At 72.6% G+C, this 14,608-nt stretch carries 12 protein-coding genes and 1 pseudogene; 9 read left to right on the top strand and 4 right to left on the bottom strand.

The genetic code is table 11. The features are described from left to right. The first annotated feature begins 103 nt into the window (after window positions 1–103). The 6 genes and pseudogenes from ACFY2Q_RS13530 to ACFY2Q_RS13555 all read left to right on the top strand — a co-directional run bounded on the left by ACFY2Q_RS13530 (window position 104) and on the right by ACFY2Q_RS13555 (window position 6,185). Window positions 104–667, top strand: coding sequence for a YceD family protein (locus tag ACFY2Q_RS13530; protein ID WP_387129960.1), 564 nt, complete (start codon window positions 104–106; stop codon window positions 665–667). A 5-nt stretch (window positions 668–672) separates the two neighbouring features. Further along, entirely contained in the window at window positions 673–846 is a 174-nt protein-coding gene (gene rpmF, locus ACFY2Q_RS13535) for a 50S ribosomal protein L32 (RefSeq protein ID WP_030335284.1), read from the top strand. Window positions 847–981: 135 nt separating this feature from the next. Then, a complete protein-coding gene (locus ACFY2Q_RS13540) occupies window positions 982–1,947 on the top strand; it encodes a phosphate acyltransferase PlsX (RefSeq protein ID WP_387130356.1) in 966 nt (321 codons plus the stop codon). After that, a pseudogene (gene rnc / locus ACFY2Q_RS13545) lies at window positions 1,944–2,690 on the top strand (ribonuclease III); the annotation flags it as partial. The gene ACFY2Q_RS13540 and the pseudogene rnc, both read left to right, overlap by 4 nt. Before the next feature lie 196 nt (window positions 2,691–2,886). Next, entirely contained in the window at window positions 2,887–3,744 is an 858-nt protein-coding gene (gene mutM, locus ACFY2Q_RS13550) for a bifunctional DNA-formamidopyrimidine glycosylase/DNA-(apurinic or apyrimidinic site) lyase (RefSeq protein WP_387129962.1), read from the top strand. Window positions 3,745–3,965: 221 nt separating this feature from the next. After that, entirely contained in the window at window positions 3,966–6,185 is a 2,220-nt protein-coding gene (locus tag ACFY2Q_RS13555) for an MMPL family transporter (protein ID WP_387129964.1), read from the top strand. A 59-nt stretch (window positions 6,186–6,244) separates the two neighbouring features. Here ACFY2Q_RS13555 and ACFY2Q_RS13560 read toward each other — a convergent pair whose 3' ends face one another. After that, on the bottom strand, window positions 6,245–7,087 hold the full coding sequence (locus tag ACFY2Q_RS13560) for an endo alpha-1,4 polygalactosaminidase (RefSeq protein ID WP_387129966.1): 843 nt from the start codon (window positions 7,085–7,087) through the stop codon (window positions 6,245–6,247). Window positions 7,088–7,205: 118 nt separating this feature from the next. Beyond that, window positions 7,206–8,375 (bottom strand): CAP domain-containing protein, encoded by a 1,170-nt coding sequence (locus tag ACFY2Q_RS13565; protein ID WP_387129967.1) that lies wholly within the window; start codon window positions 8,373–8,375, stop codon window positions 7,206–7,208. 370 nt (window positions 8,376–8,745) lie between these two features. On the opposite strand from ACFY2Q_RS13565, the gene ACFY2Q_RS13570 reads away from it, so the two are divergent. The 3 genes from ACFY2Q_RS13570 (at window position 8,746) to ACFY2Q_RS13580 (ending at window position 13,533) form a co-directional block, all read left to right on the top strand. Beyond that, complete coding sequence (locus tag ACFY2Q_RS13570) at window positions 8,746–8,940, top strand: hypothetical protein (protein WP_007456482.1); 195 nt, start codon at window positions 8,746–8,748, stop codon at window positions 8,938–8,940. A gap of 358 nt (window positions 8,941–9,298) precedes the next feature. Beyond that, window positions 9,299–12,913, top strand: coding sequence for a chromosome segregation protein SMC (gene smc, locus ACFY2Q_RS13575; RefSeq protein ID WP_387129969.1), 3,615 nt, complete (start codon window positions 9,299–9,301; stop codon window positions 12,911–12,913). Next, entirely contained in the window at window positions 12,913–13,533 is a 621-nt protein-coding gene (locus tag ACFY2Q_RS13580; RefSeq protein ID WP_387129971.1) for an HAD family hydrolase, read from the top strand. Before smc ends, ACFY2Q_RS13580 begins: the two co-directional genes overlap by 1 nt. A 7-nt stretch (window positions 13,534–13,540) precedes the next feature. Here ACFY2Q_RS13580 and ACFY2Q_RS13585 read toward each other — a convergent pair whose 3' ends face one another. Together ACFY2Q_RS13585 and ACFY2Q_RS13590 are read right to left on the bottom strand one after the other, a co-directional pair. Then, window positions 13,541–14,071 carry a DinB family protein gene (locus ACFY2Q_RS13585; protein ID WP_387129972.1) on the bottom strand — a complete coding sequence of 177 codons (531 nt, stop codon included), beginning with the start codon at window positions 14,069–14,071 and terminating at the stop codon, window positions 13,541–13,543. A gap of 42 nt (window positions 14,072–14,113) precedes the next feature. After that, entirely contained in the window at window positions 14,114–14,608 is a 495-nt protein-coding gene (locus tag ACFY2Q_RS13590) for a universal stress protein (protein WP_387129973.1), read from the bottom strand.

Raw genomic sequence — 14,608 nt, forward strand, 5'->3', positions numbered from 1 at the left:
CTCACCAGCCGACACTCAAGGGCGGGCGTCGCCCCCGGTTCGACGGTCCGGCGGTCGCCCAGGTAACCTTTTTTGTCGGCCTCTCACCGGCCGGAGTCTAACTATGCCCAAGCGCTCGCCATCGACACTCGACCCCAGGTCGCCGCTGGTCCTCGACACGAGGGACCTGCCGCGCCGCCCTGGCGCGTTGCGTGAGGTCAAGCGGGTCGTGCCGGCACCGACGGACCTCGGCGTGGAGTTGATCGGCGTGCCGGAGGGCGCGGACCTCACCCTCGATTTGAGGTTGCAGTCGGTGTCCGAGGGTGTGCTCGTCTCGGGGGCCATCACCGGTCCCGTCCGGGGCGAGTGCGGGCGTTGCCTGCGCGAAATCAACAACTCGATGGCCGTGACGATCCAGGAGCTGTACGCGTACGAGAACAGCACCACGGACGCCACGACCGACGAGGACGAGGTGGGCCGGATGCAGGGCGATCTGATCGACCTGGAGCCGGCGCTGCGGGACGCGTTGGTGCTCACGCTGCCGACCAACCCGCGCTGCCGGGAGGACTGCCCAGGACTGTGCCCCGAATGTGGGGCGCACTGGGATGATCTGCCGGCCGACCACAGTCACCAGCAGATCGACCCGCGTTGGGCGGGCCTGTCGCAACTGACCCGTACAGAGGAGTAAGAACCGTGGCCGTCCCGAAGCGCAAGATGTCGCGCAGCAACACCCGGTCCCGCCGGGCGAACTGGAAGGCGACAGTGGTCGCGACCGTCGCGTGCCCGCAGTGCAAGTCTCCGAAGCTGCCGCACGCCGCCTGCTCCGTCTGCGGCACCTACAACGGCCGCCAGGTTCTCGAGGTCTGACCTGGACGCCGAGTGACGCCCCCGACCCCAGGTCGGGCGGCGCGTGCGCCCTGGCATTCGCCCGGTGCCCCGGCTCCCGCCGAAACCGGCCGGCCCAACCCGGCCGACGTTCCGGGGGAGCCGGGCACCGCGCGGATCGCCGTTGACCTCCTCGGCGGGGACGACGCTCCCGCCGTCGTGGTTGACGGCGCTCTGCGGGCCATACGCGCTGACCCGGACCTGCACCTGCTGCTCGTCGGCCCGACTGAGGTGGCCGACGAGCTGATTGCTGCCCTCGATCCGGCCCAACGTGCCCGGATCTCCGTGCGGCCGGTTCGCGACGCGGTCGGCATGACCGACCACCCAAGCGCCGCCCGCGCGGAGAGCACCGTCCGGGCCGCCGTCACCGCCGTCCGCGACGGCACCGCCGACGCGTTGGTCTCGGCCGGCGCCACCGGCGCCACCGTCACCGCCGCCGTGCTCGGCCTGGGCCGCTGGCCCGAGATCCGCCAACCCGCCCTGATCGCCACGCTGCCCGCGGTCGCCGGGCCGGTCGTGCTGCTCGACGTCGGCGGCTCGCTGGAACCCCGCCCGGCCACCCTCGCGCGGCACGCCGTTCTCGGCGCCGCGTACGCCGCAGTGGCCCACTCGGTCACCGCGCCACGGGTCGGCCTGCTCTCGGTCGGCACCGAGGCCGGCAAGGGCGACCGGGTACGCCGGGCCACCGACCCCCTGCTCGCCGTCGAACCGCTGCCCGCCGGGGCGCGCTACGTCGGCCTGGTCGAGGGGTACGACGTGGCGCTCGGCGCACGCGCCGATGTGGTGGTCACCGACGGCTTCACCGGTAACGTGCTGCTCAAGGCGATCGAGGGCGCGTACGCGATGGCCGGCGGCCCGCCCGTCGGTGGCCGTGCGCCCCGCGCCGCCGCCCTGCTCGGCGTCGCCGGAACGGTGGTCATCTGCCACGGCTCCGCCCACGCCGACGACGTCGCCTCCGGCATCGCCCTCGCCGCCCACCTCTGGCGGCGGCGCGCCATCGACCTGGTCTCGGCGTTGCTCGACGGCGACGCCGAGACAGACCGCACCGACCGCTCCACCGACACCGAGGTACGCACATCATGAGCAACGACAAGCGGCGGCGGGCGTCCGTCGGTCACCTGGAAGCCGCGTTCGGCGTCAGCCTGGAACCGGACCTGCTGGAACGCGCGCTTACCCACCGCTCGTACGCGTATGAGAACGGCGGCCTGCCCACGAACGAGCGGCTGGAGTTCCTCGGCGACTCGGTGCTCGGCGTCGTGATCACCACAGCGCTGTTCCACAATCACCCCGACCTGCCCGAGGGGCAGTTGGCGAAGCTGCGGGCCAGCGTGGTCAACATGCGGGCGCTCGCCGACGTCGCCCGCGGCCTGGGCCCGGACGGCCTCGGCGCGTACCTGCTGCTCGGCAAGGGCGAGGAGACCACCGGTGGCCGGGACAAGGCGAGCATCCTCGCCGACACCCTGGAGGCGCTGCTCGGCGCGATCTACCTCCAGTACGGGCTGGACACCGCAGGGATCGTGATCCACCGACTGTTCGACCCGTTGATGGCCGAGTCGGCAGGCCGGGGCGCCGGTCTGGACTGGAAGACAAGCCTCCAGGAGTTGACCGCGGCGTTGGGGCTCGGCGTTCCGGAGTATCGGATCGAGGGCACCGGGCCGGACCATCTCAAGACGTTCACCGCCTGGGTCGTGGTGGCCGGCAACCGGTACGGCGGTGCCGAGGGGCGCAGCAAGAAGGAGGCCGAGCAGCGGGCCGCCGAGGCGGCCTGGCGGACTCTCGCCGAGCAGAACGACCAGGACGATCAGAGCAGCCAGAACGGTCGGGCCAGCCAGGACAGCCAGAACGGGCGGGCGAGCGCCGACCACCAGGACCAGCCGACCGACCGCCGGGACGCGGCCGACCCGGGTGCGCCGTTCGACCCACTGGAGCGGGCCGACCAGGCGGCCCGGACCGAGCAGGCCGACCACCTGGCGCAGTCCACACCAGCTGAGGGTGCCGACGGCCACGAGACGGGCGTACGCCGTGCCTGAGTTGCCCGAGGTGGAGACCGTCCGGCAGGGGCTGGCCCAGTGGGTCATCGGCCGGCGGATCGCCTCGGTCGAGGTCCGCCACCCGCGTGCCGTCCGCCGGCACGTCCCGGGTGGCGCGCACTTCGCCGACGTGCTCGCCGGCCGGACCGTCCTGGACGTCCGCCGCCGTGGCAAGTACCTGTGGCTCCCGCTGGACAGCGGCGACGCGGTGATCGGGCACCTCGGCATGTCCGGCCAACTGCTGCTCCAACCTTCCGGCACCCCGGACGAGACCCACCTGCGGGTCCGGTTCCGGTTCGCCGACGACGGGCCGGAGCTGCGCTTCGTCGACCAGCGCACGTTCGGCGGGCTCTCGGTGAGCGAGGGCGGCGCCGAGCTGCCCGCGGAGATCGCGCACATCGCCCGCGACCCGATGGACCCGGAGTTCTCCGACACGGCGTTCGTCGCCGCGCTGCGCCGTCGCCGCACCGAGGTGAAGCGGGCACTGCTCGACCAGACACTGATCTCCGGGGTGGGCAACATCTACGCCGACGAGGCGCTCTGGCGTGCCCGGCTGCACGGCGTCCGCCCCACCGACGCGCTTACCGGCCCTGCCGCACAGCGCCTGCTCGGCCACGTCCGCGACGTCCTCGGCGAGGCGATCAAGGAGGGCGGCACCAGCTTCGACGCCCTCTACGTCAACGTCAACGGCGAGAGCGGCTACTTCGACCGGGAGCTGAACGTGTACGGCCGCGAGGGCGAGCCGTGTCGGCGGTGCGGTGCGCCGATCCGCCGCGAGGCGTTCATGAACCGCTCCTCGTACAGCTGCCCGCGCTGTCAGCCCCGGCCCAGGGGTTCCCTTCGGGGTTGACCCGGAGCGGGCTCCGGGTCGGTATCGGCCTGTCGTGGCCGGGCACCCCGGGTTGGCCCCGGATAACCGTCCGCATCGTGGGTCGATGCCGGTCCGATGGCCCGCCGCCCACCGTGGACGGGTTCCGGGGCGGGCCCGGGCCGATCCCCGATGTGGTCGTCTCGTCACATCCCTAGCGTCAGCACAGTTGACAGGGGATTGACGTGACAGGGGGACCCGAGATGGGCGCAAGACCGGTGACGGTGCGGATGGCGCGGTGGAGCGCCGAGCACCCGTGGCGGGCGATCGCGCTGTGGGCTGTGTTCGTGGCCGTGTGCTTCGTCGGTGGCAGCGCCGCCGGCCTCAACGAGGCGACAAATGGTGACCAGGCGATCGGTGAGGCGGGGCGGGCCGGCCTGATCATTGACTCCGGCGCGTTCGACGACCCGGCCGTGGAGAACGTGCTGATCACCTCCCGGGGCGGCGCCCTGGACCTGGTTGCGGCGAAGTCGGTAGCCGACGACGCGGCGGCACGGCTGCGTACCGTTCCCGGGGTTGCCGAGGTCGGCCAGCCGGTCACCGCGCGGGACGCGTCGGCGGTGTTGCTGCCGATCACCATGTCCGGTGATCCGGGAACCGCGTCGGACCGGGTGCAGCCACTGCGCGACGCCACCGCGACAGTGCAGGGCGCGTACCCGGGACTCCGCGTCGAGCAGGTCGGCGGCCCGTCGATCAACCAGGCCCTCGACGACACCCTGGGCAAGGACTTCAAGCGCGCCGAGCTGCTCAGCCTGCCGGTCACCCTGGCCATCCTGATCATCGCGTTCGGCGCGTTGATCGCGGCGAGCGTCCCCGTGCTGTTGGCGCTCTCCTCGGTCGCCGCAGCGATGGGGCTCTCCACACTCGCCTCGCACCTGGTGCCGGCCACCGACACCACGGCGCCGGTGATCCTGCTGATCGGCATGGCGGTCGGCGTCGACTACTCGCTGTTCTACATCCGCCGGGAACGGGAGGAACGGGCCAAGGGCCGCTCCGGTCTGGACGCGGTGGAGATCGCCGCGGAGACCTCCGGGCACGCCGTCGTGGTCTCCGGCTTCGCGGTGATCATCTCGATGGCCGGGCTGCTGCTCGCCGGTGACGTGGTCTTCTCCTCACTTGCCGTCGGCTCGATCCTGGTGGTCGCCGTCGCGGTGACCGGCTCGCTGACCGTTCTGCCGGCCCTGCTGGCCAGGCTCGGTCGCTGGGTCGACAGGCCCCGGGTGCCGTTGCTCTGGCGGCTGACCGCGCCGCGTACCGACCGCGACGGCGCGCCCCGCGCGCCCCGACTCTGGCCGGCGGTGCTCCGGCCGGCGCTGCGCGCCCCGGTCGCCACGCTCGTCGTCTCGGTCGGTCTGCTGCTCGCGCTTGCCGCCCCGGCGCTGGGCATGACGTTGAAGTTCCCCGGCATGGAGGACCTGCCGCGCACCACGCCGGCAATGCAGGCGTACGACCGGCTGACCGCCGCCTTCCCGAGCACCGGCACCAACCACGTGGTGGCGGTCCGGGCGCCGGCCGAGCAGGCCGACCGGGTCCATGCCGCGCTCACCGACCTGGCCGGCCGTGCCGCAGGTGACCCGCTGTTCGCTCCCGTCGAGGCGGACGGCCCGAAGATCGAGGTATCAGCCGACCGGCGGGTGTCGGTGCTGGACGTCGCCACCCCGTACGCCAGCCGGGACGACCGGTCGGTGCGGTCGCTGGAGAAGCTGCGCGAGGACCTGGTCCCGGCCGAGCTGCGGGGCATCCCCGGGATCGAGTACGCGGTCGGCGGGAGTGTGGCCGACAGCGAGGACTACGCGCAGCACATCCGCGACAAGCTGCCCCTGGTGATGGGCTTCGTGCTTGTGCTCACCTTCCTGGTCATGGTGTTCACCTTCCGGTCGGTGGTGGTGGCAGCCAGCTCGATCGTGCTGAACCTGCTCTCCGTCGGTGCCGCGTACGGGCTCGTCGTGCTCGTGTTCCAGGGTGAGTGGGCCGAAGGGCTGCTCGGCTTCACGTCGATGGGCGCGATCGTGTCCTGGCTGCCGCTGTTCCTCTTCGTGGTGCTCTTCGGCCTCTCGATGGACTACCACGTCTTCGTGGTCAGCCGGATCCGCGAGGGGGTCCAGGCCGGCATGGCCACCCGGGACGCCGTCTCGTACGGCATCACCTCGTCGGCGGGGGTGGTGACCAGCGCGGCGATCGTGATGGTCGGCGTGTTCTCGATCTTCGCCACGTTGAGCACAATCGACATGAAGCAGCTCGGCGTCGGGCTGGCGGCGGCGATCCTGCTGGACGCCACGATCATCCGGGGCGTGGTCCTGCCGGCGCTGATGACCATGCTCGGCGACGCCAACTGGTGGGCGCCACGCTTCCTGCGCCCGCGCCCAGCGCCCGTTGCCGCCGACCCGCCGGCCGCCACGCCGGAACTGGTGCCGGTGCCCTGACCCAAGACGCCGGGCCGGGCCGTGACCGCGGCCCGGCCCAGCGGTGTGTCCTCAGCCGGTCAGGGCAGCGCGCAGGCTTCCCGCCAGGCGTCCAACGTCCGTTCCTTGCGGATCGACGCGAAGCCGTAGCCGACAGTGGTGACGCAGAAGTCGCCTGTCGAGCCGGTGTACTCGACGTGGAAGACCGGCTTGCCCGCGTCGACGAACGGAAGCAGCTTGGCGCACTGGTCCAGCCGGACGCACTCCTCGTTTACCGCGAAGTCGAAGTCGGGGGCCAGCGCGGCGAGTTGCGGCACGTCGTTGACCAGCCCGGGGGAGAGGTCCAGCGACCGGGCCAGCTGCGCCAGCCGACGGTTGAACAGCAGTTGGTCGTCGAAGCCGAGGGGGAACCCGGTGCGGTGCTCGTACCCGTCGGCGTCGGCGAACGCCACCGCACCGAAGCCCTTGCCCCGGCAGAGCCGGAACCGGTCGGCAAGCACCGGCTCCAGGGCGTCCCATCCGCGTACGTCCAGCCACCGGCTGTGGGGCCGGCGTGCGGCCGAGCCCTGCACGACGGCGGGGATCCGGCTGGCGTCCGGGTCGGTCGAGCGCAGCGAGCCGACGTACACCTGGCAGATCAGCCGACGGTCGCGCGAGCGCAGCTCGGCGGTCTGCGCGGCGGTGGTGGCCACCGGGTCGAGCAGGAACACGTCGGCGTCCACCGCCGGGTCGAGCGGGCCGTTGAGCTGCCATTGCCACTGCCAGTGGCGAGCCTTGTCGGCCGGCCACGGGGTGGGCGCACCGGGTGGGGTCAGCTCAGCCCGGCAGCCGTACGCCGGCACCACCAGGACGAGCGCGACGCCTGCCGACACGATCCGGCGCAGCGGGCGTACGGCGGCTCGTCGCCGTGGCCGGAATCGCATCGGCAGCTCCCGGGTCCTGGGCGGCCCGTCGCCGCCGTCGGCCGGTACGCCGCCCCCATGCTCCGGCCCGACGTACCTCACCGGGTCAAACGAGCGCGGGGGCGCGGACGACGCGCGGTCAGCGCGGCGCCGCGAAGACCTGCGTCCAGTACGGGCCGTTGCTGCTGGCGATGCCGACGCCGATCTCGGTGAAAGCGCAGTTCAGGATGTTGGCCTTGTGGCCGGAGCTGTTCATCCAGGCCTTCATCACCGCAGCGGGCGTCTGCTGGTTCCAGGCCACGTTCTCGCCGTAGGTGCGCCAGGTGTAGCCGACCCGGTCCAGCCGGACGCCGGGGTTGCTGCCGTCGCTGCCGTCGTGCGACATCTTCCGGTGGTCGGCCTGGTCCTGGCTGTGCCGCTGTGCGGCGGTCATCAGCTTGTCGTCGATGCTCAGCGCCTTGCAGCCGGCCTTGGCCCGCTCGGCGTTGACCAGGTCCACCACCTCGCGCGCCTGGGCGCTGACGGTGCCACTGGAGCCGCCGGAGCCGCTGGTGGTGCTCGGTGCGGTGCTGCGGGGAGCGGTGCGCCGCGACGCGGCGGTGGTCCGCGACGGTGCCGGGGTGGGCTTGACGACGGTGCTCGGCGTCGGGCTCGGCGCTGCCGGGCTGGGCGTGTCGGTGGGGGAGGGCGCGACAAGTGTGTCGCCGGCCAGCTGCTCGGTCGGTACGGCGGGTGCGGCGGCGACGGTGTCGTCGACGGCTGTCGGCTCGCCAGCCGAGCCGCCCGAGTTGCCCGTGCCGGGCAGGCCGAGCGCGCCGACGCCGACGCTCACGACGAGAGTGGCTGCCGCGGCGGCGCCGCCGATCAACAGCGGGCGACGCCAGCGCCGCGGGGAGCGGTGCCGTCCCTCGCCGGGCCGACCCTCCCGGCTGCCGGTGCCAGTGCCGGTCCGCCAGCCGCCGCTGGTCTCCGCGTCGGGGCCCGGAGCGACCGAGCCTGCGGTGACGTCCGCGTCGGCCCCGGTGCGCCAGCCGCCGGTCGCCGTTGACGGTCGGGTGCTGTCGTGCCGGTCGGTCGGCTGGTCAGCCGGTTGGTCGGACGGCCAGGCAGCGGTGGTTGAGGGCGCCGGCTGCCACCGGGGGGTGGGCTCCGCGCGGTGCCACTCGTCGCCGGGCTGGTCGGGGTCGTCGCCGAACAGGTAGGCCGAGCGGGGCTCGGGGCGATCTCTCAGCCAGTCCGGCTCGTCGGTCGGCCGCTCGGCGCGCCGGGGGGCGCCGTTCGGGTCCATCGGGTCGGTCCAGCCGTGCACGCGATGCCTCCACGGGGTCGGTTGTGGGCCCGGGTGACGCTACGACCAGCCCACGAGCTGCGGCAACGTGGCTAAGGAAGAGTTAAGGGGAAGTCGGACGCCGAGGGGCGGAGTTCCGAGAATCCGGGCGTACAGTAAAGGAGTCCGGACAGAGCGTGTCCGTGCCTAGCGGCAGCCCCCCGACAAGTGGACAGGTCGACGTAGAGATGATCTACGGCCTGCGAGAACTTGACGAAGGAGGGGTGTGCGGCTCAATATATAGGTGTCGCCAGTCGCGCCCGGTCATGCCCAGATACACCTGGAATGACAGCCGCGTATAAATGGGCGCGCGTTGGCCGGCCTTTCCGGCAGCGCATATCAAGGAGTCAGCATGGCGAAGGCCCTCTACGGCCACGTAGGTGCAGCGCCCGACCGGCGTCTGCTCGACGAGGTCACCCGACTGCGTGCCAGGGTTCAGGCACTGGAGTTCGAGATCACACGTCTGCGTGCCGACAATGATCGGCTCGCGGCGGCTGCGGCGGAAGCGGACGACCTGCTTCGTCTCGCCGAGCCGGCGCTGACCTGATCTCCGGGTCGGAAAACTGAATCGCACCACCGCAAAAATGCGCGCCGACACCTCTGTGCCGGCGCGCAACGCTGTCCGGGGTCCTTTTCCACGGTCAGCGATTCATGATCTTGTTATGGGCGCCGTGTCAGCCGTTCGGGCGGTTTCCGTAAACGTGCGCACGTTGGCTGATCATGAATCGTGTTTGTCTTTTCGGCCACACTCCGAACAACAGTGCGGGCGCCTCCCGCGCCGACTGCCGGCGTGACCCGGGGCGGGTCGCATGCCGGCCCGCTTCCGCCACCGGGTTAGTCTGCGGGTTCACCCAGGTCCGCGCAGCCGGCGACGGTACGGCGGCCACCGGACGAGGATCGAGAAGGTGTATCTCAAGAGCCTGACGGTGCGGGGCTTCAAGTCCTTCGCCTCCGCCACGACGTTGAAGCTGGAGCCCGGGATCACCTGCGTGGTGGGCCCGAACGGCTCCGGCAAGTCGAACGTCGTCGACGCCATCGCCTGGGTGCTCGGCGAGCAGGGCGCCAAGGCGCTGCGCGGCGGCAAGATGGAGGATGTGATCTTCGCCGGCACCGCCGGCCGGGCACCGCTGGGCCGCGCCGAGGTCACCCTCACCATCGACAACACCGACGGCGCGCTGCCCATCGAGTACACCGAGGTCTCGATCACCCGCCGGATGTTCCGCTCCGGCGAGAGCGAGTACGAGATCAACGGCAACTCCTGCCGGTTGCTCGACATCCAGGAGCTGCTGTCGGATTCCGGCATCGGCCGGGAGATGCACATCATCGTCGGCCAGGGTCGGCTCGACGGCATGCTGCACGCCAAGCCGGAGGACCGCCGCGCGTTCATCGAGGAGGCGGCGGGCGTCCTCAAGCACCGCAAGCGCAAGGAAAAGGCGCTGCGCAAGCTCGACGCCATGCAGGTGAACCTCAACCGCCTGACTGACCTCACCGCCGAGCTGCGCCGCCAGCTCAAGCCGCTCGGCCGCCAGGCGGAGGTGGCCCGGCGCGCCGCCGCCATCCAGGCCAACCTGCGCGACGCCCGGCTGCGGCTGCTCGCCGACGACCTCGCCACCCTGCGGACCACCCTCGATCGGGAGATCGCCGACGAGACAGCGCTGCGGGAGCGGCGCGAGGAGATCGAGGGGGAGCACGCCGAGGTGCAGGGCCGGCTCGGCGAGCTGGAGGCCGCCCTCGCCGAGGACGCTCCGCTGCTCGCCGCAGCCCAGGACACCTGGTACAAGCTGTCCGCCCTACAGGAGCGCTTCCGTTCGATCGAGCAGTTGGCCCGGGAGCGTCTGCGGCACCTCAGCGCCAGCGGCGACGACGAGCGGCCCGGCCGCGACCCGGACCAGCTGGAGGCCGAGTCGGAGCGGGTCCGCGAGCAGGAGGAGGAGCTGCGCGCGGCGCTTACCGACGACCAGATCCGGCTGGCCGAGGCGGTCGAGCACCGTCAGGAGCTGGAACGGCAGCTCGCCGCCGCCGAACGGGAGCTGGTCGCCGCTGCCAAGGCCATCGCCGACCGGCGCGAGGGCATGGCCCGGCTCACCGGCCAGGTCAACTCTGCGCGGGCCCGGACCACAAGCGCCGGTGAGGAGATCGAACGGCTCGCCGTGGCGCACGCCGACGCGTTGGGCCGCGCCGAGCAGGCACAGGCGGACCTGGACGCGGTTGCCGCGCAGTCCACCGAGGCGGACCGGGACAACGCCGACCTGGACGCCCGGCACGCCGAGGCGGTCGCCGTACAGGACCGGGCGCAGGCAGGCGTGCGATCGCTTGCCGACGCCGAGCGGGCCGCCGAGAAGGACGCCGCCACGTGGAAGGCCCGGGAAGAGGCACTCGCCCTGGGCCTGCGGCGCAAGGACGGGGCCGGTGCGCTGCTGGCCCGCGCCGGGGACATACCAGGCCTGCTCGGCAGCCTCGCCGGCCTGCTCACCGTCGCGCCGGGGCACGAGGCCGCGCTGGCCGCCGCACTCGACGGGCTCGCCGACGCGGTAGCCGTCAGCGGGGTGGACGAAGCAGTCGAGGCGATGCGCCTGCTGAAGATCTCCGACGCCGGCCGGGCCGGCCTGCTGATCGGCAGCCCGGCGGGGCCCGGCATGACCGGCTCCGCCGACGCGCTGCGCCCGAAGCTGCCCGAGGGTGCCCGGTGGGCCCCCGACCTCGTCGAGTGCACGGCCGAGCTGCGCCCCGCCGTGCATCGGGCGCTGCGGGACGTGGCGCTCGTCGACGACCTCGCCGCCGCGGCCGAGCTGGTCGCCGGCAACCCCGAACTGCGCGCGGTCACCCCCGAGGGCGATGTGGTCGGGGCGTACGCGGCGGCCGGCGGGTCGGCCAAGGCGCCCAGCTACATCGAGGTGCAGGCCGCCGTCGAGGAGGCGCGGACGAACCGGCTCGCCGCCGAACGCTCCGGCGCCGAGCTGCGCGACCAGCTCGTCGAGGCGCGTGCCGAGGTGGCCGCCGCGAAGGAGGCCGTGCAGCACGCCGCCGCCGAGAAGCGCGAGGCGGAGAGCCACCGCAACGCCGCCGCCCGCCGGCTTGCCGAGTTGGGTGCGGCGGCCCGGTCGGCGAAGGCGGAGACCGACCGGCTCGGTGAGTCCCGGGCCCGCGCCGAGGCGGCTCGGCAGCGGGACCTGGCCGCGCTGGACGAGCTGGAGGAGCGGCTGCGGCTGGCCGAGGAGACGCCTGTCGACGCCGAGCCGTCCACCGAGGAGCGCGACCAGCTCGCCGCGATGGTGCCGCAGGCCCGGCAGAACGAGATGGAGGTCCGGCTCGCCGTGCGTACCGCCGAGGAGCGGGTCTCCTCGATCGCCGGCCGCGCCGACTCGCTGGCCCGGCAGGCCACCGCGGAGCGGGCCGCCCGCGAGCGCGCCGCGGCCCGGCGGGCCGCGCGCACCCGGGGCGCGGGCATCGCACGGGCCGTCGCCGGTGGCGCCCGGGAGGCGCTCACCCGGCTCACCACGTCGATCGCCGCCGCCGAGGAGCACCGCGACGAGGTCGCCAGGGAACGGGCCGCCCGCGAGGCGGAACTTCAGGAGGTACGCGGCGCGGCCAAGCGGCTCGGCGCGGAGCTGGAGCGGCTGACCAGCCAGGTGCACCGCGACGAGGTGGCCCGCGCCGAGCAGCGACTGCGCATCGAGCAGTTGGAGGCGAAGGCGGCCGAGGACTTCGGCCTGGACGTGGAGACCCTGGTCGCCGAGTACGGCCCGGCTCAGCCCGTCCCGCCGACACCTGTCGACATCGCCAACGCCGAACGCGACGGTCTGCCGGTGCCCGAGCCGGTCCGCTACGAGCGGCCGGTGCAGGAGAAACGGGCCGCCAAGGCGGAACGGGAGTTGGCCCTGCTCGGCAAGGTCAACCCGCTCGCCCTTGAGGAGTTCGCCGCGCTTGAGGAGCGCTTCAAGTTTCTCTCCGAGCAGTTGGAGGACCTCAAGGCCACCCGGCGGGACCTGCTCACCGTCGTCAAGGACGTCGACGAGCGGATCCTGGAGGTCTTCGCCAGCGCGTTCGCCGACACGGCGCGGGAGTTCGAGCAGGTGTTCACAGTGCTCTTCCCCGGCGGCGAGGGCCGGCTGATCCTCACCGACCCCGACGACCTGCTCACCACAGGCGTCGAGGTGGAGGCCCGTCCGCCGGGCAAGAAGATCAAGCGGCTGTCCCTGCTCTCCGGCGGCGAGCGGTCGCTGACCGCGGTGGCCATGCTTGTGGCGATCTTCCGCGCCCGACCCAGCCCGTTCTACATCATGGACGAGGTGGAGGCCGCCCTGGACGACGTGAACCTGGGCCGGTTGATCACGTTGCTGGCACAGTTGCGGGAGAAGAGCCAGCTGATCGTCATCACGCACCAGAAGCGGACGATGGAGATCGCCGACGCGCTCTACGGCGTGACCATGCGCAGCGGGGTCACCCAGGTGATCAGCCAACGGCTCAACCGGGCCGACGAGGACGACAAGCGGCACAGCCGCGGCGAGGAGAACGGGTAGTGGCTCGGCAACGCGCGACGGCGCTCCTGCTGGATCTGGACGGCGTACTGCGCCGGTTCGACCCGGCGGTCGCCGCCGGGGTGGAGCGGGAGTACGGCCTGGCCGACGGCGTGCTCAGCGAGATCGCGATGCAGTGGGGGCGGCTCCAACCGGTGCTCACCGGCCAGGTCAGCCACGCCGACTGGATGAGCAGCGTGGCCGACGCGCTCACCGAACCGGCCGGTGGCCCCGACCAGGCCCTGGCCGCGGTGCAGCAGTGGCAGCGCTACCGGGGTGAGGTAGACACCACGGTGCTCGACTTCGTCCGAGAGGTGCGCGCCGCAGGGATCCGGGTCGGCCTGGCCACGAACGCCACCGACCTGCTCGACGCCGACCTCGCCGCGCTCGGCCTGACCGGTGAGCTGGACGTGGTGGTCAACTCCTCCACGCTCGGCGTGCACAAGCCGGCACCGGAGTACTTCCAGGCGGCCTGCGCGGCGCTGGGCACCCTGCCGGCAAAGGTGCTCTTCGTCGACGACGAGGACTGGGCGATCCGGGGCGCCCGCGCGGCCGGACTGTCGGCGCACCGCTGGGGCGGCCACGCCGACCTGCGCTACCTGCGGGCGGCCCTGGACTACTGAGCGCCGCTCAGTCGCCTGTGACGCCGTCGATGCGTTCCCGGATCAGGTCGGCGTGCCCGTTGTGCCGGGCGTACTCCTCGATCATGTGCACGTAGACCCAGCGCAGGCTGAAGGTGCGGTGCCCGTCGCTACGGGTGAGCGTGAACGTGTCGTCGAGCGAGCGCCCCTCGGTCGCCTTCCGGGCCAGGTCGACCTCGGTGCGGAAGGCGGCGAGGGCGGCTTCCGCGTCGGCGACGGCCGCGGCGTGGAAGTCGGCGTCGTTGTCGTTGTCGTAGTCGAAGAGGTCGGGCAGGTCCTGGCCGGCAAAGCGCTGGCGGAACCAGGACCGCTCGACGTCGGTCATGTGCAGGACCAACCCGAGAAGGCTCAGGTCGGACGGCTCGACGCTCGCCGTGCGTAACTGCTCGGCGGTCAGGCCGGCGCACTTGTGCAGCAGGGTGTCGCGGTGGTAGTCGAGCCAGCCCTCCAGCATGGTGCGCTCGTCAGCGACCAGGGGCTCGTGGCGGCGGTCGATCTCCGGTGCTTTCCATGTCGTCATCGGGCCATACTGCGGCTCGGGTACGACAGCCGCGACCGAGTTTCAGGGCACCACGACGACGGGCCAGCGTCCGGTGCGCACGAGGCGGGTGGCGACCGAGCCGACCAGCCGGTGACCGGCCTGCTCGGAGGCGCCCACCACGACCATGTCGGCCTGGCACTCGTCGGCAGCCGCGCACAGCTCGGCGTACGCGTCGCCGCGCCGGCACAGGAAGGTCACCGGGAGCTTCCACTCCTCGGCTCCGCGCCGGCACTCGCGACGCAGCTCGTCGGCCAACTCGTCGTGGGTGCGCTGGACTGCTGCGGCGTCCATCCCGGGCACCAGGGCGGTCAGCCCGCTCGACGAGCTGACGAAGACCACCACGAGGGCGGCGCCCTGCCGGCGGGCCAGCCCGGCGGCGTACGCGCCGGCCCGCTCGGAGGTGCGGGTGCCGTCGATGCCGACCAGGACGACCCGGGGCCCGTCGGTGCCCCGCTCGAAGGGAAGCGGACGGGTTCGGGGGCCGAATTCCTCACGGTCCGGTGCTCCCAGGCTCAT

This window comes from Micromonospora sp. NPDC000316 (genome assembly GCF_042898885.1).
In the GTDB taxonomy this organism is placed as follows: domain Bacteria; phylum Actinomycetota; class Actinomycetes; order Mycobacteriales; family Micromonosporaceae; genus Micromonospora.